A 24,101-nucleotide genomic window follows, 5' to 3' on the forward strand; every position below is an offset into this window, starting at 1 on the left:
AGACGATTGTGACGATCCGGCTTTTAAGGGCCGGCGCGTGGTGCTGCCGAAGTAATCGGAAGGGATGCCAATCGTCACCCGGCAAAGATAATCGACCCACACGCGTCGAATAATCCCCAATTCGATAATGAGCGACAGAGTCGCATCACGAAGGCGGACGCCACGCACACTCCTCTGCGGATTTCGCCGAATAAAAAATTAATACTCTTGCGATTTCATACCCGCCAGGAACGGGGGCGATAATCGAAACACGGTCGAAGACATATGTGTCGAGGAATTCTGCAACACGTCGACGGGCACCGTCGCCCTGCCTCCGACGATTCCGCCGCAAGCTGCTCGCTCCCGCCTCCCTCATGGCGCCGGGCCGGTCGGGACGTACCGCAAACTCAGTGGGGCAATGAAATGGGGCGGTGATTCTACCTGCCTTTTACCGTACCGGCGACACGTGTTCATTTCCAATTATTACGACGAATCGGCAATCGTTACCGAGCAGAGGGCGCCCGAACAACGTCGTGCCGCACGAAGGCCATCGCTTATTCCTGATTAAAATATTCAAGTTACAAATTTAGAAAAGGCACGTTACAATTCGCCGACGGATGAATCCGCATCATAAAAAAGTACGACGCAGTTCCGGCACATCGACTCCGAGATGACTCAAGATCTCCAAAATTCCCTCCCTGTCATGCTGACGGGTAATCAATCCGTGCTTTCCAGCATGAAGCAGGACCATGCCTTCGTGGTATGGCTCACCGGTGTCTCCGGTGCCGGTAAATCGACGCTGTCGAATCTGCTGAAGGAACAACTCGAGGCACGCGGTCTTCGGACTTTTCTGCTGGACGGCGACCTGCTTCGCGAAGGATTGAATCAGGACCTGGGATTCAGCGACGCAGACCGCCACGAGAATATTCGTCGGACTGCCGAGGTCGCGCGCCTGATGGTGGAGGCCGGGCTCGTCGTCATCGTTGCGCTGATCTCGCCGTTTCAGGAGGCTCGCGCCAAAGCGCGCGCGCGTTTTCCACAGGGCATGTTTTTCGAAGTCTTTGTCGACGTTGCGCTGGATGTGGCGGAAGCGCGCGACCCCAAGGGGCTGTATGCGCTGGCAAGGCAAGGGGCCATTCGGCAGTTCACCGGCATCGAATCCACGTACGAGAAGCCGGTATTTCCCGACGTGCACGTGCGCACGGGCGAAGCCAGTCCGCTGGAATGCGTGCGCGCGATCATGCAGAAATTGCCGTTGAACGACTGATATCGGCCCCTCTCCCGGCTCGTCCGCGCCTCGACTACCCTCGCGCTATTGTGGCAAGCGACGGTTGAACCGTCTGCCTTACGCCACACCGGCCCACTCTCATGGTTGGCCGCGGCCCCCGAACCGCATCCGGATCGAATCAAGCTCACCCGGCAACCTGCGCGAACGCGCGCGCCGTCGCGGCAGCGCGACGAACCCCAGGCGTTCGTACAGCGCCCGCGCGCGCACGTTGCGCGTCAGCACGTCGAGCACGACATCGCGATCGCCATCGGCCGGCAACGCGCCGGTATCCAGCGCATCGCGAAACAGCGCGCTGAAAACGCCGGTGCCGCGCTGACGTTCATCCGTCGCGCAATGCGCGACGAGGATCTGTGAACGCTTCGGCGCCGGGAGTTCCGTTTCCAGGACCAACCCGCGCAGCAACTGGCCAACCGTGCAGCGCACACCGAAGAAGCGCGCGAGCGCCCATACGACGTGCACGTCGTCGAACGTCGTCCGCTGTCCGTCGTGAATCGCCATCACCGCGAGCACCGCACCATCGTCCCCAACTGCGACCCGATGCCGGCGCCACGAGAAGCGTCCGTGGCGCGACCGGAACGCCTGCTGCAGGAAAGCGATGCAGCGCGCGTCGCTTTCGCCGAGAAAGAAGCCGAATTCGGCCACACCGGACGCAAACACGAGCGGCGCGCACGCAGCCGCGTCATCCACACCGGCCGGGCGACACCGCACCGGTTCGCCGGCGCGCGCCACCGCTTGCGCGACCGCGGCGACCTGCGTCACGCGCTGCGCCCCGCGAGGCGCGACAACACGTCCACCGTCCGGCTGATCTGCTCCGGCTCATGCGTCGAACAGATAAAAAAGCGCAGACGCGCCGCCTTTTCCTCGACGGCCGGATAGAAGATCGGCTGCACGTTGATCCCTTCGTCGAACATCGCATTCGCCCACTGCGCGGCCTTCAGCGAACTGCCCGTGATCACCGGCACGACCGCATAGCCGGCGCTCGTGCCGGTATTCAGCCTGGCCGCACGCGCCTCGGTCAGGAACTGCCGCCCGCGCGCCTGCAACTGCGCGACGCGCTCCGGCTCGGCCTGCAGACGTTCGAGCGCGGCCAGCGACGCTTCGGCGAGCGTCGGTGCGAGCCCGACGCTGTACAGGAAACCCGGCGCCAGATGGCGCAGCATGTCGACGAGCGGCTGGCAGCCGGCGATGAAACCACCGCAGCCGGCCAGCGTCTTGCTCATCGTGCCCATCCACATGTCGACCTGGTCGGGCGCGACGCCGGCATGCTCGCGGATGCCCTTGCCGGTCGCGCCGAGCACGCCGAGCGAATGGGCCTCGTCGACCAGCAGGAATGCCCCGTGACGCGTCTTCACGTCGACGAAGCGCTGCAGGTCGGGGAAATCGCCGTCCATGCTGTACAGCCCTTCGATCGCGATCAGCACGTGCCGGTACTCGCGGCGCACGCGCGACAGCAGCTCGTCGAGCGCCTGCCAGTCGTTGTGCGGGAAGCTCAGCCGCTTCGCGCCGCTCAACTGCGCGCCCTGGACGATGCTGTTGTGCGCGAGCGCGTCGTGGACCACCAGATCGCCGGGGCCGAACAGCGCGCCGATCACGGTCACGTTGGTCGCATGGCCGCTCACGAACGCGACGCAGTCGTCGGTCTCGTAGAACGCGGCCAGCGCACGCTCGAGCGCGCGCTGCACCGGACGCTCGCCCGCGACCATCCGGCTCGCCGAGGCCGAGGTGCCATAGCGGTCGATCGCGGCTTTCGCGCGCGCGGACACCGCCGGATCGCCTGCCAGACCCAGATAGTTGTAGTTTGCGAAGTTCAGGTATTCGCGGCCGCCGATCTGCGTGGTCGCCCCGGCGACGCCGTCGTGCACGCGGAAAAACGGCGACTCGACCCGCAGTTTCTCGCCCATCTCGCGCATGATGCGGACCTGCTGATACTGCGGCATCGACTCGAAGCGGCTGCGTGCCGACGCGGTCTGCGCAGCCGGCGTGCCGGGCACACCCGGCGCCGCCGCGGCGTCGGTCGCGCGCTCCAGTTGCCGTTTCAGCGCTTTCGCCGCCAGTTGCTGGCGAAGATGCTCTCCCAGTGCCATTGCGTCCTTCGCTCTATCTCGAAAAGACGCTATGTTACGCCGCGTATCTTGAAAAAGTGTGGTTTCAGGTCTCGAAAAACTCGGCCCACTGCCACGCATCGGGCGCGGCCAGCAACGCATCGACCAGCCGGAAATTCATCTCGTGACTCGGCCGCAGCGCGCTCACGCGCGCGAGCAGCGGCGCGCCGGCCAGCGCGAGATCGCCGACCAGGTCGAGCACGCGGTGCCGGACGAATTCCTCGGGCAGCCGCATTCCGCCCAGCACGCGATTGCCGACGATCGACGCGGTGCACGATGGCCGCGCGCCGCGCAGGATCGGCACACCACGAAGATAGCCGGCGACGATCGCGGGCACGGCCCACTTCACGCGCCCGTACGAGCGCGACGGCGCGATGTCGGTCGCGAATGCGGCCGGGGTCAGCGCGCCGTCCCAGTGCATGTCGCCGAAGCCGCGCAGATCGTTGCGCACGCTCAGTTCGTAACGCGGCGCCGGCTCGATCCGCATCTCGCGCCGCTGGTCGCCGTCGCCGTCCGTGACGACGATGGGCCGCAGCACGCGGATGAAGCGTTTCGGCGCATCGAGCGCGACGCGGCCGCACGCGCGGATCGCGTGCACCCATGGCGTGGCGCTGCCGTCGAGGATCGGCACCTCTTCCGCGTCGAGCTCGACGATCGCGTGATCGATCTCGCACGCGAGCAGCGACGCGAGCAGGTGCTCGATCGTGCGCACGCCGATGCCGTCGGCATTGCGCAGCATCGTGCAGAGCGGCTGCGCGCGGCGCAGCGCGGGGTCGACGGGCAGCGTCGCGAGCGTGCGCCCGTGCTCGACCCGACGGAACACGATGCCCGTCACGCCGTCGTCCGGACGCGCGGGCAGAATCCGCACGCCGACCCGGCGTCCCGTATGCAAGCCGTGCCCGTCGATCGTCAGCGGGCGCGCCAGCGTGCCCTGCCGCGTCGCCCAGCCGGTCGGCGCGCTCACCGCGCCACCTCCAGCGACGGCGATACCTGCTCGGCAACCGGCGCCGGCTGCGCATCGAGCATCGCGCGCGCTTCGCCGTCGATCGCATGCTTCGCGGCGAGTGCCGCGACGGCCTCCTGCGCGGCATCGGCCGCCGACGCAACATCGCAGCCGGCATCGGCCGACGCGCCGATCGAATCGACGATGCGGCCGGCCAGTGTCGTCACCGACGCGCCTTCGGCGATCGCCATCACCGACAGCTTGACCTCGAACGCTTCCTCGACCGCAAGGCCGAGCTCCATCCCCATCAGCGAATCCATGCCCATGTCGAGCACCGACTTGTCGAGCGCGATGCGATCGGGCGTCATGTGCAGAATCCGCGCGATCTGCGCCTGCAGCGTCCGCGCCACCAGCGCGACGGCTTCGTCGCGCGGCAGGGCGAGCACTTCTTCACGCAGTTGCGTGCCGCCGTCGCGCGCATCGCCGCCCTTCGTCTGCGATTGCAGCAGCGCATACCGGCGCGCCTTCGCCGCCGGCATCCCGCGTGCCACCGCATGCCAGTCGAGCCGCACCACCGCTTCGCCGGCCGCACCCGCCACCAGCACGCGCTCGAGCGCGGCCATCGCCTCGTCGGACGTGATCGACGCACCGCCGATCCGCGACTGCAACGCTTCGCGCGTATCGGCGTTGCGTGCGAGGAAGCCGACATCCTCGAGCGGCCCCCAGGCCATGAACGTGCCGGGCAAGCCTGCCGCGCGACGATGTTCGACCAGCGCCTCGAGGAAGGTATTGGCCGCGACGTAGTTCGATTGCCCCGGATTGCCGAGATAGGTGGTAGCCGACGAATAGACGACGAACAGGTCGAGCGGCAGCCCGCGCGTCGCGCGATGCAGGTTCCACGCGCCGGCGACCTTCGGCGCGAGCACCGCGGCCAACCGCGCATCGTCGAGATTGCGCACGAGGCCGTCGTCGATCGACATCGCGGAATGCAGCACGCCCTTCAGCGGATGGGCGCGCTGGGCGATCGCGGCGATCATCGCGTCGACCGCCGCGGCGTCGGTCACATCGCACGACACGACGTCGACGGTGACGCCGAGCGTGTCGCGCCAGCGCGCGACCTCCTCGCGCGCCGCGGCGCCGAGTTCGCCGGAACGGCTCGCCAGCGTCAGCCGGCGTGCGCCGTGCTCGACCATCCAGCGCGCGCTCGCGAAGCCCAGGCCGCCCGTGCCGCCGACCACCAGGTATGCGCCATGCGGATCGAGCGCGAGCGCTTCTGCCCGCGCGACGCCGCGCGTCGGCGCGGGCGTGCCCGACGGATAGGTCACGAGCACCTTGCCGATCTGGCGCGCCTGCTGCATGTAGCGGAACGCATCCTCGGCCCGCTCGGCCGGGAACGCGCGGTACGGCAGCGGATGCAGCACGCCTGCCGCGAACAGCGCCATCACTTCGCCGAACAGCCGCGCGGTCAGCTCCGGCAACGCGCCCATCAACTGGTCGGCATCGATGCCGAAATAGCTGATGTTGTTGCGGAACGGCCGCAGCCCGATATGACTGTTTTCGTAGAAATCGCGCTTGCCGAGTTCGAGGAAACGGCCGAACGGACGCAGCGTATCGATGCTGCGCACCATCGCCTCGCCGGCGAGCGAATTCAGCACGATGTCGATGCCCTCGCCGCCCGTCATCGCGCGAATCTCGTCCGCGAACGCCAGGCTGCGCGAATCGAGCACGTGATCGGCGCCGAGCAGGCGCACGAACTCGCGCTTCTCGTCGCTGCCGGCGGTCGCGAACACTTCCGCGCCGAAGTGGCGCGCCAGCTGGATCGCGGCGATCCCGACGCCGCCCGCACCGCCATGCACGAGCACGCGCTCGCCGCGGCGCAGCCGCGCGAGTTCGACGAGCGCGTAGTACGCGGTGAAGAACGTGGTGGGCACGGTCGCCGCTTCCTCGAACGACAGGCGCTCGGGTTTCTGCGCGATGGCCTGCGCGCGTGTCCTGACGCGCGTCGCGAACGACGCCGGCGCGAAACCGAGCACCGCATCGCCCGCTGCGCATGCCGTCACCGCGCTGCCTACCCGGACGACGCGGCCGGACAGCTCCATGCCGATCGTCGCGCCCGCGAAGCCGGTCTCCACCGCTTCATCGGACAGCAGCCCCATCGCATACATCACGTCGCGGAAATTCAGGCCGGTGGCAACCGGTTCGATTTCCACCTCGTCGTCGCCCAGCGCGCTTTCCGGCAGCGCGAACCATTCGAGATTGCGCAACGAGCCCGGTGCGTCGAACGCCAGCACCGACGCGCGTGCAAGCGCGCCGTCGCTACGCGCCGCGGCCTGTGCGGCCGTCAGCATGCGCGGTACCCGCCGCCCGTGCGCGCTCAGCACGACTTCTTCCTCGACCGCCGCGCCGGTCAGCTCGCGAATCAGCGCATCGGGAATCCCGTCCGCCGCGCGATCGACGTCGATCAAACGGCATGCGAGTTCGGGATGCTCGTTCGCCAGCACGCGACCGAGGCCCCACAGCGTCGCCTGTTCCGGATGCGCATGCGCGGCTCCGGCGAACGGCGCGCCGCCGCGCGTGACGACGGTCAGCCGCGTGCGTGCGTTCGGTTGCGCGCCGAGCGCGCGCACGAGCGCCGCCAGCGCGATCACGCCGTGACGCAGCGCGGCCATCAGGTCGTCTCCCGTCGTCGTGTCGGCGAGCGGCGTTTCCGGCGCGCAGAACACGACATGCGCCGGTTGCCCGGCCGGCAACGACGCAATGGCATCGCCCGCATGCGCGAGGTCGACGATATCGGCCGGGTAGCCCGCGTGCGCGAGCGCGTCGGCCAGTTGCCCGCCGAAACCGCCGGCCGCGTCCGGTGCGTGCATCACGAGCCATTGTTCGCTGCGGGCGAGCGTATCGAGATCGCTCGCGTCGCTGCCGCGTTGCGCGGCCGCGGCGCTTGCCGGGTTGCGTGCGATGACGAACGTCGGCGTGCCGTCCAGATCGAGCGACTGCTCGACATGCCGCACGACGTCGACGTAGCCCGCGCGCGCCAGCGCCGCCTCGAGATCCGCCGGCGCCAGCGGCGCGGGCAGGTCGACGCCCGTCGGCGCAGGTTGCGCGCCGAACACGATGTCGGAGAAGCGGCCGCGACGCGGCTCTGCCAGCAGCAGCAAGCCGCCCGGCGCCAGCCACGATCGCATCGCATTCAGCGCATCGGCCGCATCGGGACGGCCGCTCAGCGCGCGGTTCGCGACGATCAGGTCGTACGGCCCGGCTTCGTCGGCGGACAGCGACAACCGTTCGCCCGGCTGTAACGCGACCGTGCGCACCGCGGCTTCCGCATCCGTATCGAACCCGGCCAGCTGGCCGGCCGTCGCGGCGATCGTGTGATCGCAGCGCGCGGCGGCGAGATGCATGCCGAGCGTTTGCAGCACGTCACCGTCCGTCGCGCCCAGTTCGAGCACGCGCAGCCGGCGCGCCGGCTGCCACGCGCCGACCGCCTGCTCGACGCCGGCCGCCAGCAGCGCATGCACGTGCTGCCAGGTCGGCGATGCGGCAAGCAACTGCTCGACCAGACTGTGCCCGGTCGGCGACAGCCAGCGTGCGCCGTCCTTTGCGCCGCTCAGCACGTCGGGCAGCGCCGCGCCGCAATGCGCGAGCAGCGTCAGCTCGGCCACGTGCCCCGGCGATTCGGCCAGCAGCCCGCGCCACAGATCGTCGAGCGGCGGCAGCGCCGCGCACGCCGCGTCGTCGCGGACGAGACGCGCGCCGTCACGTGCGGCAAGCCCGTCCTCGACGAGCATGTCGGCCAGGCGTGTAGCCAGCGCCGCCCGCTCCGGTGCGGGCTGCCACGTACCGGCGAATACGCCGAGCGCATCGAACGCGCGCAGCACGTACAGGCTGGCCAGCACGTCGAGCAGCGGCAGGATCTCGGTCAAATGCTGCGTCCGACGGCCGTCGAGCTCCGCGGCGTCGACGCGCGCAACCGCTTGCGCGAGCAACGCGTCGGGTGCCGGCAAAGCGGTCGCCTCCACGTCATTCGGCAACGGCATCTCTTCGAGGCGGTAGACGAAACGCGAAGGCAGATTCTGCCGGCGGCCGACGAGATCCACGCGCCGGAACCGGCAGCCGCCGAGCCGCGCGACGATCGCGCCCTGCGCGTCGAGGAATTCGAAATGCGCGACGATCGAATGCGGGCTGCGCCGGTCGACCCGTGCGAGCACGCGGGCGACCGCGTCGCCGCGCAAATAGTCGACCCGGCCGATCTGCACCGGCACGTAGGCCGGATGCTCGCCATCACGCGCCTGTGCCGCCAGCAGCGCGAACAGCGGATGAAACCCGCTGTCCATCAGCGCCGGATGCAGCAGATACGCGGATAGCGCCCGCGCATCGCCGCACGCGGCCGGCGCGGCGACGTCGGCCAGCGCGGCGTCCTCGGCCGCGGCGACCCGCACAGTGCGGACCCAGCGGAACGCCGGCCCGTAGTGGAGGCCGATGGCTGCCGTGTTCGCATACAGCGTGTCGCCGTCGGCGGCCGGCAGCGCGAGCAGGCGTTCGAGCGTCGCGGCCGGCACGATGCTCGCGGCGCCGAGCGCGTTGCCGCTTTCCAGCATCCGCCCCGTCACGTTGAGCGTCCATGCGCCGTCGGACATCCGGTCGCGCGTCTCGATCGTAAACGTCGCGGTGCGCGGCTCGATCACGAGCCGGAACAGCTTCGCCTGCTGCGGCTGGAACACGACCGGCGTGCGGATCTCGACGTTTTCGAGCGCCGCATCCGGCGTATCGAAGAAGGTGCGCGCTGCGGCGAGCGCCATTTCCACGTAGCCGGCCCCCGGGAACGCCACGCCGCCGTCGACGACGTGATCGGCCAGCATCGGCAGCTTCGCCGGATCGAGCTGGTTTTCCCAGCCGAATGCATGTTCGTGCAGCCGATAGCCGAGCAGCGGATGCTCGCGGCGCCGATTGACGAGACCGTAGCCTTCGACGGTCGGCGTGAGCCAGAAACGGTCGCGCTGCCACGGGTACGACGGCAATGCCGCACGCGAAGCGCCCGGCGCAAAGCGGTCGGGATCGACGCTCGCGCCGTGCGCGATCGCCGCGAGAATCGCTTGCCGCAGCGTCGCCGCGCTGCCGTGATCGCGCTTGAGCGTCGGCAGCACCGCGCCGGTCACGCCGGCGCCCGTCAACGCCTGCTTCACGTACGTGCGCAGGATCGAATGCGGCGAGACTTCGATGAACAGCCGGACGCCCTGCTCGATCAGATACGCGATGCCATCGCCGAAGCGCACCGGTTCGCGGATATTGCGCCACCAGTAGCGCGCATCGAGTGCGTTGCCCGCGAGCGCGCCGCCGGTCACCGTCGACACGAACCTGCCGTTGCCCGGCTGGGGCCGCAGGTTGGCCAGTTCGGCCAGCACGACCGGCTCGATGCGGTCCATGTGGCTGCTGTGGAACGCATAGTCGAGATCGAGCATCTGGAAGAACTTGCCGCTGCCGCGCAGCGCCGCCTCCAGCGCCTGCAAGCCCTGCAACTCGCCGGCGAGCGTCACTGCATCGGGGCTGTTGATGCCGGCCACCTCGACCCGGCGCGCAAGCCCATGGCGCGCGATCAACTCGCGCGCCGCCGACTCGCCGATGCCGACGGCCGCCATCCGGCCGCTGCCGCGCGTCATCGCCTGGGCGCGGCTGCGGATCTTGATCACGCGCACCGCGTCGGCGAGCGACAGCGCGCCCGTCACCCACGCCGCGGCGATTTCGCCGACGCTGTGGCCGATCGCCGCGTCGTAGCGCATGCCGCGCGCGTCGATCACCCGGATCATGCCGACCTGGATCGCGAACAGCAGCGGCTGCGCGTTCTCCGTCGCGGCGAGCCATTCGGCGCCCGCGCCGGCCAGCCATTCCGCGCCCGGGCCGCCGCGCATCACGTCGACGAGCGACGGGCTGCCGTCCGCACACCACAGCGCGTCGACTTCGTCGAGCGCCGCACGGAAAACCGCGTTCTCCGCATAGAGTTCGTTGCCCATCCCGACCCACTGGCAACCGTTGCCCGAGAACACGAGCGCGGTACGCAATGCGTCGGCGGGCGCCTGACCGGTCGCCACGCAGGCCGGCAGCCCTTCCTGTACCGGCTGGGCCAGTGCCGCAAGCGCCGCACGGCCTTCGGCCACGTCGGCCGGCGCGACGATCGCGCGATGTTCGAGCCACTGGCGCCGACGAGCGGCGGCCGCGGCAAGCGCCTGCCAGTCGCCGCCGTCGTCGAGCATGGCCAGATAGCGGCCCGCGAGTGCCGCGAGCGCATTCGCACTACGCGCGGTCAGCGCGAGCGGGGACGGTTGCGCTCGAGTCGGCTCGGGCGCTGCCGTCGACACGTCGTGTGCGACCGGCGCCTCGGTCAGCACGACGTGGGCGTTCGTTCCGCCGAAGCCGAACGAGTTGACGCCGACCGTCAGCGGCGCGTCGCCCGCGTCGAGCGGCATGTAGCGATCGACGACGCGCAAACGCCCGCCGTCGAAATCGATCCCGGGATTGGGCGTGACGAAGTGCAGCGAGCGCGGCACCGCGCGATGCTTCAGGCACAGCACGGCCTTCAGCAGGCCGGCCATGCCGGAGGCCGTTTCGAGGTGGCCGATGTTGGTCTTCACCGAACCGATCAGCAGCGGACGATCGGCCGGGCGCTCGCCCGACACGACGTCGATCAGCGCACGCGCCTCAATCGGATCGCCGACCGCCGTACCGGTGCCGTGCGCCTCGAGATAGGCGAGCGAGCGCGGATCGATACCGGCGCGCGCATACACGCTGCGCAGCAGCGAAGCCTGCGCGGCCGCGCCCGGCACGCTGATCCCGCCCGGCGAGTGGCCGACCGAGTTCACGCCGGAGCCGGCGATCACGGCGTGGATCGTGTCGCCGTCGGCCAGCGCGCGATCGAGCGGCTTGAGCAGCACGAACGCGCCGCCTTCCGAGCGCACGTAGCCGTCGCCGGTCGCGTCGAATGCACGGCAACGGCCGCGCGGCGACAGCATCGACGCCTTCGAGAAGCTGACGAAGCCGAACGGGTGCAGCAGCAGATTGACGCCGCCCGCGAGCGCCACGTCGGCCTCGCCGGACTGCAGTGCCTTGACGGCCTGATGGAGTGCGACGAGCGACGACGAACACGCGGTGTCGACCGTCATGCTCGGGCCGTGCAGATCGAACAGGTAGGACACGCGGTTCGACGCGATGCTCAGCGTATTGCCGGTCGCCGAATACGGATCGATCACGTTCAGATCGTCCATGTTGCGGTTGCCGTAATCCATGCTGGCCGCGCCGACGAAGACGCCGCAGTTGCTGCCGCGCATGTCGGCCGGGCGCACGCCGGCATCCTCGAACGCTTCCCACGCGAGTTCGAGCAGCAGGCGTTGCTGAGGGTCCATCTGGGCCGCTTCGCGCGGCGAAATGCCGAAGAACGCGGCGTCGAAGCCGGCGACGTTGTCGAGCACGCCGGCCGCGAACGTGTAGCTCTTGCCCGTTTCGCGTTTGGACGGGTGCTGGTAGAAATCGGTACCGAAGCGGTCGGCGGGGATTTCGGTCACCGCGTCGCGTTCGTCGCGCAGCAGTTGCCAGAAGTCGCCAAGATTGTTCGCGCTCCCGGGAAACCGACAAGCCACCCCAATTATTGCAATCTTACTGTTCATCTTTTATGTCGCTTTCTCGGATGCGTGCGGTTGTTCCGCGCGATGTCCGTCATCTTGTACCACATGCAAAAGTACCGACCCAAGCTCTTCGGCAGCCAAATTCCGGCATTCGGGCGTGTCCGTGCCGTAATTTCGCCAAATGAAGTAGTCGCTGGTTTGCGGGGAAACACCCAGCTTATCGAATACGTGAGGCAGAGCGGGAACGTGATCGCCGTAAAAACAAACGACTGTTTCACGATCGCTGGTGCGCAAATGGTCGAGCAGGCGGCCAATCATTGCGTCTGCATTTTCAATGTGCCGCAGGTAGGCTGTCAGGTCGCGCCAGGACGGGTCTTCGCCAAGAGTATGCCGCGAAGACGATTCTCCAGGCAAAACCTGTTCGAGGTGCAGCGGGCCGTGGTTTTCCATTGTCATCGCGAAGATGAAGCGCGGGTTCTTGCGTTCGTTTTCCAGTGCGGCGATCACTGCGTCCAGCACTGCGGCATCGGAAATATACGGGCCGGCACGCGGCGCGTCGGCAAAGTATTCGATATCGAGAAATGTGTTGAATCCGAGCAACGGAAAGACACGATTGCGACCAAAGAAATCGGCGTAATACGGATGCAGCGCCAGCGTTTCGTAACCATCGCGGCCGAACCAACTCGCGATCGACGCGCACGCGCGGCGCACAAACGCATACGGATAAAAACGCGCGTAGCCGAGGCGCTCAAACGACAGGCCGGTCAGCACCGAGAATTCCGTGCGCATCGTGTTTGCGCCCCATGCCGGTACCGAAAGCTCGCCGTAGCAGACTGCTTCGCGTCTCGCGCGATCGAAATGGGAAAGCAAGGTTGGCGCAATTGCCGATGAAATGCGTCGTACGTCGAACAGCGATTCGCTCTGGATCACGACGACGTCGGGGCGTTGCACCGACGTACCGGCAACGAACGGCCCCGTCTCGACCACGCGCCGGAACGCCTTGAACGTCGCGGGACGCATGCCGTTCAGCAAGTATGCAATGAAAACCGCGAAAAACCCGTGACGCCGCTGATCTTCCTCGGCGTCGAGCGCCAACGGCAGGCGACCTGCAATGTATCGCGCCAGTAAGAATGTGAAGGCAACAACGGCCGCCAGCGCCAACACCGGACGCGGCGTGACGGGCGCCTCGGCAAGATAGCCGGCGACGACCAATACGATTCCGGCGCCGATCGCCGCGACCTTACCGGCGCTCAGGAACGGCAGATAGAGCCGCGGGTGCGAGAACAACTGACTGAAGAGGCTGAGATCGGTAAAAACGAACGGTTCGCGCAAGGACTCATATTTGGCGTTGCTGACGACTGCGACAAGCCCGACCAAAGCCACCGCGACGGACGACGAGAAGATCGGACGTGCGGTAACAAGCAACATCAGTGACGCAAGGAACACGACGGCAAGCACGTGCACGAGCAACGCGCCCGCGCCGCGCCGCAACGAAGCACGCGGAACCGCGATCAGGTCCGGCAGAAAAGACACGCCAGCCGCAACGGCAAACGCGAGCCAGATCGCGCCCGTCAATTTACGTCTTCCTTGCCGGGCAGATACGAAAGCTTGTCGAGAATCGCATCGGCCAATGTGATGGGCAGGACGGTGAGGATACGCATGCCGAACGCGAGCAGGCCCGGGAATGCGATTTCCGCGCGCCCGGCATCGAGCTTCCTGCGAATGTATGCGGCGGCCTGATCGGCAGTCCACATGAATGGCTTGTCGCCAGGAAAAACGTCGCTCATCGACGTCTTGACGAAGCCGGGAAGAATGACCGAGACACCGATCCCGTCGCGTTTCAGCAGTGGGCGGACAGAATCGGCGTAGGCCTTGATCGCCGATTTGCTCGCGCAGTACGCGGGCGAGATGGCCATACCTCGAAGCGCGGCGAGGGAACTGACCGCTGCAATGCGGCCATGCTTGCGGGTACGCATGCGCTCCACAACCGGGAGAACCGTGTGCATCGCGCCGTAGAAATTCGTATCGACAACGGTAGTGATGCGGTCGAGGTCCTCCCAGTCGGATGCGGAGGACAGCGTGCTCGCGACGCCAGCGTTGGCAATGAGCAGGTCGATCGGATGCTGATCGTCGAAACGATGCAGCCATGCGCGAATCGGCTCCGGCTCTCGTACGTCGACGATGCCGACGATCACTTTTGCACCGCGCGCCCGGCACGCCGCCGCCGTCGATTCGAGCTGCGTTTCATTCCGGCCGATGATGCCGAGCACCGTGTCGGGTTGCGCATAGGCGAGCGCCAAAGCTCGACCGATGCCCGCGCTCGCGCCGGTAACAACGACGTGCCGAACTGGCGCCTTAGTCATCCGCACGCTCTAGCCGGGCAACCGCGCCGGCAATGGCCATCGTGATGCCTGTCCGGGTGTAGAAATCGCCGTTGATCTGTGTGTGATGCATCACGTAGTCGAGGAAGGCGTGATAGAGATCCATATCCGGCGGCACGCCTCCAAGCCAAAAGTCATCGAGCGCTCCCTGCCAGGTCAGGCCGCCGAAATTGTAGATAGCGGAGCCGAGCGCAACCAGCGGCCGCTGGTGATGCAGCGCAGACAGGCCAACCGTGCTGTTGATCACCACGACCCCGCGTGCGTGCTCGAGCAACGTCGGAAGATGACCGGCATCGATGAAACGAATCCGATTCTCCATCCCTGCGGCACGCGCAATTTTAAGCGAAAAATTGCGATACTCGATCAGCCCCGTATCCAGGGGGTGATTCTTGATGACCAGCAACGCATCTTGCGGTGCATGCCGCGCGAATGATTCCACGACGTGGCGGATCGCAGCGCGAATTCCATCGAAAGACGAATGCACGACGATTTGTGCATCGGAATTCAATTGCAGCGGAAACAGGTAGTACGTCCGGCCGCTATCGAGCAATTCGCGCGTGACCGCCTCTGCTTCGCGTCGATGCTTGCTCTGCAGGAGCATCCGGACGGCGAGCCCCGAATATTCGAAAAATCCGTTCTTCGGTCGGTGACTGCGATACTTCGGAAACCTAGGCCAACATATCGTGTTCGCAAAGCGATACGTGATGTCGTGAAAGGCGCGCTCGTACAGGTTGTAGCCCGTGGGTTGCCACTGCTTGGCGGGCGGCGTCACGCTGCGTTGCTGTAGGTACCATGCACGGTCACGCGGCAGCAACGAGCGCCCATTGACGCCGTGGCGCTCCAGCGTGATCCAGTGCGGGCGGACGTAGCCTTCTTCGAATACGTGGACACGCAGGCCATGCGTCGCCGAGACGGTCAGCATCTCGCGATGTATGTCGCGACAGTCGCCGAACATCACGACATCGGTGATTCCTTCCCGCCGTACGATATCGTCGTACCATTGCGGCAAATTCTCAACCCCGCCGCTATAATTCAGAACGGCCCCCGCCCCGCCATACAATAAATCGCCACCGCAAAAATTTACTCGATGGACGGCATACCCTTTGTCCCGGAGCGCGCGCGAGAGTTGATAGAAAAAAAGCGAGGCGGTGCCTTGCAGCACGAGAAACGAGCGCGGCATCTAAGTATATTGAATGGAGGACCGAAGAGACGCTAAGCACGAGCGCAATGATCTGGAAAGGCACATGTAATGTACGCAATCCCCGTAATCTCTCGTGTCAGCCTCAATGGCAGAATGAGGCGACAATGAACGCCGAAGGTAGGGAGGATACCTCATTGCAATCCAAATGAGAAATATGCGGGATCGTCAAAAAAACGACATATGCCTCTCGCCAAATCGGATTTCGCACGAGCGTCACATATTTGCGGACGGACCTGTTCGACAACAGGCCGGCATTCGTACCGACTGGCCTTCCACATCGGCATGCCACCCGCTCCGTCGCTGCCCCGCCGCATTGCAAATGCGTCGCCCGGCCTTCCGCGTCCGGCACACATCAACCCTGCATCCACTGGCGCAGTAGTCCCGTCAGGGTTCGCGACTTGCGCCGCATGCCCGTCGGCGACTGAGTGACCGCCTCACCCAGATAGGAATTGGGTTTGGGTGTGCCGTCGACGATGTTGACCAGATTGCGAAGTTGCAGACGGCCCAGGTATTCATCGGAAAACGCGGGCGTATAGTAGACACAATCATCGAAAAAATAATGCGTCACCTGCGACCAGCGAGACATTGCCGGATCGATTTGCGGACTCCCGCCGTGCAGCAGATTGGCACACCAGATCAGCGCCTGCCCCTTACGGGCTTCGAATGTCTTGATACTGGCACCCTTTGCCGCCACCATGGCATCCCAGATTTCCTGATACGGCAATTGCGCTGATTCGCTGGATACCCCAAAGCCGCGTCGACCGGCCGTTGCATTGTCGATCATCGGCCAGTTGTGCGATCCAGGGACCAGCTGAAGCGGCCCTGATTCGGACGAGATGTCTTCGAGAGCGACCCACACCCCACACATGAAGCGCTGCGGGATCGACGAGAAATGCACCGCATCGGTGTGCAGCGGCTGCTGCGTGCCAACCCGGAAATTGAGCGTCTGGAATGGAAATGCCGCCCGACCATACAAGCGTTCGAGCAAATCCAGCATTTGACGATTGGTGGCAATCGCCTTGACGTCCGGGTCCTTTATCCACGCGTCCTGGATACGGCCGGCACCGTGGACCACGCCATCGCTGCTCAATCCCGTTTCCACAAACTGTGCGGTAAGGCGTTCGCGAATACGTGTAATCCGCGCATCGAGTTCAGTATCGGGAAAATCGATCACCGCATAGCCATTGCGATTCAACGCAACCGCAATCTCGTGCTCGCCGGGCGTCAACTCCGCCTGCGCGACCTCAGCGTCGAACAGTGGAGACTCGATCAATGGAATGCCGGGAAGCAGCCGCTTTTTTATATCCATGAATATTCCTTCTGCACTACATTATTCTCTCCGGGACACGTCAGAGAGATCAGATAACGGCGAATATTTCATCCTTCATGAAATCCTGCCCGCCTCCAGGAAAATTTCAAAAACACGACAACCGATTCACTCCACCTTAACTCGCCAAGGATCATATATCCTCGGGAAATTCGCAATAGTAAAATCCTCTCGATCGAGGGTCAAATTTTCATTATAGTACGGGTCATCTAATTGATCGGTGTGCCACCTGGAAAGCATGAAACTCTTCTCCCCATTAAATCTGGCACGCTTCTCGGACGACATCTGATCGTCACCCCTGCTATAGGATTCGTAGTGGTACAGGACTGCGTAAGGCGTCCACAATATTCGATAGCCGGCTTCCCTCACCCGAAGGCACAGATCGACATCATTAAATGCCACCGGAAGATTTTCCTCATCGAATCCGCCGACGGCTTGAAACACATCACGACGCATGACCAGGCATGCTCCCGTGACTGCCGAGAAATTTTGCGTCAGCATTGCTCGTCCGGCATAGCCAGGGTGCGTCGACGGGTACAACTTGTGCGCATGACCGGCGAAACCGCCAATCCCGATCACCACACCTGCATGCTGGATGAATCCGTCCGCATAGAGCAGCTTCGCGCCTACGGCACCGATCTCCGGACGCCACGCGTGCGAAACCATCTCTTTCAACCAATTCGGCTCACTTGCTTCCACATCGTCATTCAAAAAACAAAGAATGTCACCTGACGCATATTTAACAGCAAAATTGTTTATTGACGAGTAGTTGAAAGGAAAATCATACTTCAACACCGTCACGCCGCCTTGTGCCGACAAGGATTGCAGATAATCGACCGTCTCCTGGCTTTCGCTTTGGTTATCGACGACGATGACCTCCAGGTTTTCATAGGAGGTTCCATGAAGCAGGCTGTGGATGCATTTCTTCAATAAGGGACCGCCATCCCGAGTCGGTATGATGACGGTGACGCGTGGCGCGGGGATGGGCAGCGGATACTGCACTCGATAGGTTCCGGCCAGATGCCCACGGGAAACGCTCACCCCAGGCTGATCCTTGAAGTAATCCGAAAGCGCCCTGTGTCCGGCTTGGCCGACGCTATCATCCGGATCTGGAGCGGCGCAGCCGGGCCCCTTTCCTCGCCGGGTATGATAGAGCACGCGCGGGATATGACAAATCTGCGACGCCCCGCTCACTTTCACGCAGCGGAGTGCGAGATCGTAGTCCTGCGCACCCTCGAACTCGACGCGAAATCCACCGATCTTGCGCAGGATGGATGTTCTATACGCAGCCAGATACGAAATCAAGTCATGGGACAAAAACAAATCAGGATTCCACGAACTCTTGAAGCATTCATTGCTTCGAATCCCTCTCCAATCGATTTCATCCTTGTCTGAATATATTATATTCAGGCCACCAGTTTCGTTCTCCTTCAAAGCAACGAAATAAAGTGCATGAGGCGAGACAACATCATTTGGGGCAATAATCATGGCGAACTCCCCCGCCGCCATTTCGAGGGCGTCATTCGCCGCAATCGATATCTGTCCGCCCGCATCCCGGAAAGCAAGCTTTATACGACCATCTTTTTCCGAGACGAGTTTCAAATACGAAATCACTTCCGGGTCATGCATCTCATCGACAACCACGCATAATTCCCAATTTTCATAAACCTGCCCGAGAACAGATTCGATCGTAGGTTTCAAGCCATCGATCGATATTCGACACACGGGCATCAGAACCGAAATCAGTGGCATCTTCGCGAAAGAAGCGATGTGTTGCTTGATCTCGGCTATGTCGGATTGATGCAGGGTGTCAAATTTTCTTACATACGTTTCGTAATCCATCGAGACGGAATGGAATCGCAATTTTGCGCAATCCGCGTATGCACCGCTCAAATCCGTCAGTAGCCGAGTCCAGGTAAGGTTGTATTTTCTCGCCTGATTTGTTTTTCTGAACTTTATCAAATCGCCGATTACCCACTCGGCCATTCTGACGACTTTCTCCACACGTGTTATTTGTGTGATTCGGAGAAACTCTACCCGGACGCTGCCTTCACCATGCATGGGTGACAAACGCAAACGGCGCGCCTCGGGCGGAATCCTAACAATATGTTTGACATGTCCGAGTCGGGTCGCGGGAATGACAAAGGACTCCACATCGGAAAAGCCCGCTCCAGTATCCACGTGGAGCCGGGCCACCAGATGGGCGCCCCGCCGGATCATCCGGGATTCGATATACACCCAGCCCTTCGGAACGACATCGCCCCCGCTCTCAGGCTCCAGGTCGAAGGCCGGACGCTCGCCTGTCGACATCCAGTCGCAAGAGGTCGCATCGGACCCGGTCAGATCCCGGGCCGGATTGACCTTGAATCGAACGGTGCGACGAACTACCGACAGGAGAAAATCTTTCATATTGACCGAAAATGGATGACGCTACCGGCAAAAAGTCGGCCCCTCCGTCCGAAACGTCGAACGCGGAGCGCAAGCGGGAGAGCGTACAGACGGTCTCGCGATCGCGTTGCGCCCCGCCCGAGCGAGTACGGTGACGCGTCAAGTCTGCACGGAGCAAGCCTTGACAAAGCTATACCGAAGGATCGGCACTCACTCCGCCGTTGACACGGGCGCACGGAGCGCGAGACGCCGGAGCGATACAACACGGGGCGGCCACGCCAACTGACAATCGAATCGATCGAGCGAGAGATTCGGGCTATAAGCCGGATCATTCGCGATCATGTCACGCCATTGCCGCCGCATGTAGTCGATCTCCCGAGCCGCACGGGCCATCTTCTCGGCGGTATCGTCCTGTCCCCGCGTTGCGGATTCGTGGTGATACAGCACGGCGTGCGGCGTCCAGAGCACCGTATAGCCCGCTTGACGAACGCGCAGGCAGAAATCGACATCGTTGAATGCAACTGCGAGGTCCGTCTCATTCAAGCCACCCAGTTGTCGATACAACGACCACCGAACGACAAGGCATGCACCGGTGACCGCGGACAAGGACTGCACCGTCACCGCACGTGCCTGATATCCCGGCTCGTCGCGTCCCAACCCACGATGCAGGTGATCCGCGCAGCCGCTGAGCCCGACGATGACGCCCGCATGCTGAACACTTCCGTTTGTATAGAGCAGCTTGACACCGACGATACCGACCTCCGGCCGCAACGCGTGCCCCATCACTTCGTCGAGCCAGCCGCCATCGATGATCTCGACATCGTTATTGACGAGCGCGACGAACTCGCCTCTCGCGATTTCGACCGCGCGGTTGTTGAGGGCCGAATAATTGAACGGACGATCATCCCGCAGGATGCGTACCCGATGATCGACTGCAAGCCGCGCCATGTAATCGAGCGTGTCCGGGTCGTCCGATCCGTTGTCGACGATGACGATTTCGAATGCACGATAGCGCGTCTTAGTGATAATCGAATCGACGCAACGGCTAAGCAGCGAAAACCCGTTCCGGGTAGGAATCACGATCGTGACGAGCGGTGCCTGTTCGGGTACGGGATACCGTACATGATGACCGTACGCCGTCGACGAGACCGTTGCTTGAATACCCGCACGCGACAGGTGACGGACGACCGCGAGTCTCCTTGCATCACGCGCGTCGGAGCGGGCAACCGGGTCCTGAATAGATTCGGGTTCGGCACGGTTGTGGTAAAGAACACGCGGAATGTGAAGGATCCGATCCCGGCTGGTATGCGCGAGACACCGCAGCGTCATGTCGTAACGTGACGCTGCTCCGTGGCGATGATCCCGCCCGCCGGACGACGCGAACACGTCGGCTCGGTAAATGCCAAGGCCGGAAAACAGATCCGACGAGAGCATCAGATTCTCATCCCAGTCGCTCTTGAACCGCGGACTGTGCCGAACGCCATTGACGTCGATGTAGTCTTCGTCCGAATAGAGCAGATCGACATCGGGGCGGCGATCGATTGCATCGGCCACGACGTAGAGGCCATGTCGCGGAAGTACGTCGTCCTGTCCGAAGAACACGACCCAGTCGGCGCTTTCGGCAAGCGCACGGTCGAGCGTCGAATGTTCGTCTGCCAAGGCGCGATCCGAAATCACACGGATGCGCGCATCGGCACGCAGGTCCCGTGGAATCAGATCGGTGCGTTCGGAGCCGGGGCGTCGATCGACGATCAGAAGTTGCCAGTTCGGATAGATCTGCGCTGCCACTGAACGAATCGCCGTTTCCCAGTGTGGCGACGGCGCATCGGACACCTCCATGCCGATTGCAAACACCGGGCTGACGGTGAAGCGGTGCAGACTGTCCAGCATGACCTTGTACGTGTCGAGGCTCGGCGTGTCGAAGTGACGAATCCAGTCCTGGTACCCCACCAGTTGTTCCGATTCTTCGAACAGGCAGCAGTAGTCGCGCCACGCTCGCGCCAGATCGCCGCGCTCGCGCCGGCTATCCACCAGGTCGTAGTCATCGCCGCACGGCTTGTATCTCGGATGCAGCGCTTCGAGCTTGGTCATGATGCGCAAATGCGCAAATCGCGACGTGACGCGAGCGAGGCGAAACGCCTCGATGCGGTCGGCAACCGGATCGTCGAAATCAATCTCGATTTCGATCTTTCCCCGTGTCGGGAGATGCACGAGCCGCTTGCTCACTTGCCGCGCACCGAGCGTCATCGCAAGCGTTGCCGCCGAGAGCCCGCCGGGCAGCCTTATCCGCGCCCGTACCTGCGCCGCATGACCGCTCGTGCGCAGCTCGATCATGTACCAACCCGGCAGCAACCGGACGTCAACCAGATACACTCGGGTTGCGGGCCGATCCTCCGACACATGCATTTCGGCGCAGGATAAATCGACCAGGAACGGCATCCCCCACGTCAGGCGCAGGGCGTTGAAGTCAAACATGGGCTTGCGCGGGAAGCGGCTCAAAAGTATTCGGTATCCTCGAAAGCAGGCGCCACGGCATCCGTGCCGGATAACAATGCGTCGCCCGATACCTTCGGCTCGAAAATCTTCACGTCCGGAATGGCGGTCGCAATTGCGTTCACCGGCCCGTTCCTTCCTTCAGAATGCTTTGCAGGTAACGGCCATAACCGTTTTTGCTGAGCGGTTGCGCGAGACGCTCCAGCTGCTCATCGTCGATATAGCCGAACCGATAGGCAATCTCTTCGACGCACGCGATCTTCAGCCCCTGTCGGTGCTCCATTGTTGCGATGAACTGCGAGGCCTCGAGCATCGAGTCGTGCGTGCCGGTATCCAGCCACGCAAAGCCGCGCCCCATCGTCTGCACGTTGAGCAAACCATCCTTCAGATACAACGCGTTGAGATCGGTGATCTCCAACTCCCCGCGCCGAGATGGCTTCAGCGATTTCGCAAACTCCACCACCTGCCCATCGTAAAAATAGAGTCCGGTCACCGCGTAGTGCGACTTCGGCACCTCGGGCTTTTCCTCGATACTGATCGCCTTGCCCGCCGAATCGAACTCGACAACACCGTATCGTTCCGGATCCTGGACGTGGTAGGCGAAGACCTGAGCGCCGGCGGTCTTGCCGACCGCGCTCTTCAACAGTCCACCGAGATCGTGGCCATAAAAGATGTTGTCACCCAGAATCAGCGCCGAAGGATCGCCGCCGATAAACGACTCGCCCAACAAGAACGCCTGTGCAAGCCCGTCCGGGCTGGGCTGCACCTTGTACTGCAGACGGATTCCCCACTGTGATCCATCTCCCAGCAACTGCTCGAATCGTGGCGTGTCCTGGGGCGTCGAAATGATCAGGATATCCTGGATCCCCGCCTGCATCAGCGTGCTCAACGGGTAATAGATCATCGGTTTGTCGTAGATCGGCAGCAATTGCTTGCTGACTGCCTGTGTCGCCGGATAAAGACGGGTACCCGACCCGCCGGCAAGAATAATGCCTTTACGCTTCATGCTCGTTCTTGTTCCGTTTCAGTCGTGCAGTTGCTCGAATACGTCACCAGCCTATGCGCCGATCAGTGACCGATATCCCGACATCGGGACAGGCGTCCATGGGGCGCTTTGCAAAAGGCCGAAACTCGTGTACCGCAATCGGTGCGATATCGGAAGTGTGCAACGTCGGATCGACGCCACGCACTTCCGCAAGCGCCACGATGCGACGCGCATGCTCGCACCCGCTCGTCTCGCCGAATGCTGCGGCTTATCGAGTGACTATTCCCCGTAGTGGCGGTCGATCCACGTACGATACTGGCCACTCGTGACGTTTTTCACCCAGGCCTGATTCGTCAGGTACCACTCGATCGTCTTCCGGATACCCGTGTCGAAGGTTTCGGCGGGCTTCCAGCCGAGTTCACGCTCGAGCTTGCGGGCATCGATGGCGTAACGGCGGTCATGACCGGGCCGGTCGCGGACAAAACTAATCTGCTCCGCATACGACTTGCCATCATTGCGCGGCTGCAATTCATCGAGGATCGCGCAGATCGTGCGCACGACTTCGATGTTCGGCTTCTCGTTCCAGCCGCCAACGTTGTAGGTTTCGCCGAGCGCACCATTCGCCAGGACCGCGCGGATCGCCGAGCAGTGATCCTTGACGTAGAGCCAATCGCGAATCTGCTGGCCATCGCCGTAGATCGGAAGCGGCTTGCCGGCCAGCGCATTCAGAATGATCAGCGGAATCAGCTTCTCGGGAAAATGATAGGGGCCGTAATTGTTCGAGCAATTCGTGGTCACCACCGGCAACCCGTACGTATGGTGCCAGGCGCGTACCAGATGATCCGATGCCGCCTTGCTCGCCGAATACGGGCTGTTGGGCTCATAGGTGTTGGTTTCGGTGAACGGCGGATCATCCGCACCGAGCGTGCCGAACACTTCGTCGGTCGAGACATGCAGGAACCGAAACGCCTGGCGCTCGTCCGCCGCGAGGTCGGACCAGTAGGCGCGCACGGCTTCGAGAAGATTGAAGGTTCCGACGACGTTCGTCTGAATGAAATCGCCGGGGCCGTGGATCGATCGGTCGACATGCGACTCGGCAGCAAAATTGATCACCGCACGCGGCCGATGCTCGGCAAGCAGCCGTGAAACAAGCTGACGATCACCGATGTCACCCCGGGCAAAATGATGCCGCGAATCGCCTTCCAGCGATTTCAGGGTGTCCAGGTTCCCCGCATAAGTCAACTTGTCGAGATTGACGACGGGTTCATCCGAACCGGCAAGCCAATCGAGAACAAAGTTTCCGCCGATGAACCCAGCGCCCCCCGTGATAAGCAACATACTCGCTACCTTTACTCGCTTCAAGAAATTGATGTTCCGCGCGTAATTGCGAGGCATTCGTCG

The 24,101-nt window shown here is 63.4% G+C and carries 14 protein-coding genes; 1 reads left to right on the forward strand and 13 read right to left on the reverse strand.

The genetic code is table 11. The features are described 5' to 3' along the window. Positions 1–682: 682 nt before the first annotated feature. The gene (gene cysC / locus BLS50_RS04780) at positions 683–1,246 is read left to right on the forward strand and encodes an adenylyl-sulfate kinase (protein ID WP_027810232.1); all 564 of its coding nucleotides are present in this window, start codon (positions 683–685) and stop codon (positions 1,244–1,246) included. Positions 1,247–1,345: 99 nt separating this feature from the next. Here the strand turns inward: cysC and BLS50_RS04785 are convergent, their stop codons facing one another. From BLS50_RS04785 to rfbB, 13 genes are all read right to left on the reverse strand, one after another. Continuing rightward, the gene (locus BLS50_RS04785) at positions 1,346–2,026 is read right to left on the reverse strand and encodes a GNAT family N-acetyltransferase (RefSeq protein WP_074801117.1); all 681 of its coding nucleotides are present in this window, start codon (positions 2,024–2,026) and stop codon (positions 1,346–1,348) included. Further along, positions 2,023–3,351: an aminotransferase class I/II-fold pyridoxal phosphate-dependent enzyme gene (locus tag BLS50_RS04790; RefSeq protein WP_074801119.1), complete on the reverse strand. Its 1,329-nt coding sequence runs from the start codon at positions 3,349–3,351 to the stop codon at positions 2,023–2,025. Before BLS50_RS04790 ends, BLS50_RS04785 begins: the two co-directional genes overlap by 4 nt. Positions 3,352–3,415: 64 nt before the next feature. After that, a complete protein-coding gene (locus tag BLS50_RS04795; protein WP_074801122.1) occupies positions 3,416–4,333 on the reverse strand; it encodes a UDP-3-O-acyl N-acetylglycosamine deacetylase in 918 nt (305 codons plus the stop codon). Continuing rightward, positions 4,330–11,967 carry a type I polyketide synthase gene (locus BLS50_RS04800; protein ID WP_074801126.1) on the reverse strand — a complete coding sequence of 2,546 codons (7,638 nt, stop codon included), beginning with the start codon at positions 11,965–11,967 and terminating at the stop codon, positions 4,330–4,332. Before BLS50_RS04800 ends, BLS50_RS04795 begins: the two co-directional genes overlap by 4 nt. Before the next feature lie 3 nt (positions 11,968–11,970). Further along, positions 11,971–13,500 carry an LTA synthase family protein gene (locus tag BLS50_RS04805; RefSeq protein WP_074801128.1) on the reverse strand — a complete coding sequence of 510 codons (1,530 nt, stop codon included), beginning with the start codon at positions 13,498–13,500 and terminating at the stop codon, positions 11,971–11,973. Next, positions 13,497–14,288 carry an SDR family NAD(P)-dependent oxidoreductase gene (locus tag BLS50_RS04810; protein WP_074801130.1) on the reverse strand — a complete coding sequence of 264 codons (792 nt, stop codon included), beginning with the start codon at positions 14,286–14,288 and terminating at the stop codon, positions 13,497–13,499. Before BLS50_RS04810 ends, BLS50_RS04805 begins: the two co-directional genes overlap by 4 nt. Next, positions 14,281–15,486 (reverse strand): capsule biosynthesis protein, encoded by a 1,206-nt coding sequence (locus BLS50_RS04815; RefSeq protein ID WP_074801134.1) that lies wholly within the window; start codon positions 15,484–15,486, stop codon positions 14,281–14,283. The genes BLS50_RS04810 and BLS50_RS04815 overlap by 8 nt, the downstream gene beginning before the upstream one ends. A 373-nt stretch (positions 15,487–15,859) precedes the next feature. After that, complete coding sequence (locus BLS50_RS04820) at positions 15,860–16,816, reverse strand: phytanoyl-CoA dioxygenase family protein (RefSeq protein ID WP_074801137.1); 957 nt, start codon at positions 16,814–16,816, stop codon at positions 15,860–15,862. A 126-nt stretch (positions 16,817–16,942) separates the two neighbouring features. Next, positions 16,943–19,243, reverse strand: coding sequence for a glycosyltransferase family 2 protein (locus BLS50_RS04825; RefSeq protein ID WP_249191768.1), 2,301 nt, complete (start codon positions 19,241–19,243; stop codon positions 16,943–16,945). A 189-nt stretch (positions 19,244–19,432) separates the two neighbouring features. Then, positions 19,433–21,697 (reverse strand): glycosyltransferase family 2 protein, encoded by a 2,265-nt coding sequence (locus BLS50_RS04830; RefSeq protein ID WP_124621684.1) that lies wholly within the window; start codon positions 21,695–21,697, stop codon positions 19,433–19,435. 20 nt (positions 21,698–21,717) lie between these two features. Continuing rightward, positions 21,718–21,840: a hypothetical protein gene (locus tag BLS50_RS36260; RefSeq protein WP_256333938.1), complete on the reverse strand. Its 123-nt coding sequence runs from the start codon at positions 21,838–21,840 to the stop codon at positions 21,718–21,720. Continuing rightward, positions 21,837–22,721, reverse strand: a complete 885-nt coding sequence (gene rfbA, locus BLS50_RS04835) for a glucose-1-phosphate thymidylyltransferase RfbA (RefSeq protein WP_074801139.1) — start codon at positions 22,719–22,721, stop codon at positions 21,837–21,839. Before rfbA ends, BLS50_RS36260 begins: the two co-directional genes overlap by 4 nt. A 258-nt stretch (positions 22,722–22,979) precedes the next feature. Then, positions 22,980–24,038: a dTDP-glucose 4,6-dehydratase gene (gene rfbB, locus BLS50_RS04840; RefSeq protein WP_074801142.1), complete on the reverse strand. Its 1,059-nt coding sequence runs from the start codon at positions 24,036–24,038 to the stop codon at positions 22,980–22,982. Between the last annotated feature and the right edge of the window lie 63 nt (positions 24,039–24,101).

It is taken from the genome of Burkholderia orbicola, from assembly GCF_900100915.1.
Classification (GTDB): domain Bacteria; phylum Pseudomonadota; class Gammaproteobacteria; order Burkholderiales; family Burkholderiaceae; genus Burkholderia; species Burkholderia orbicola.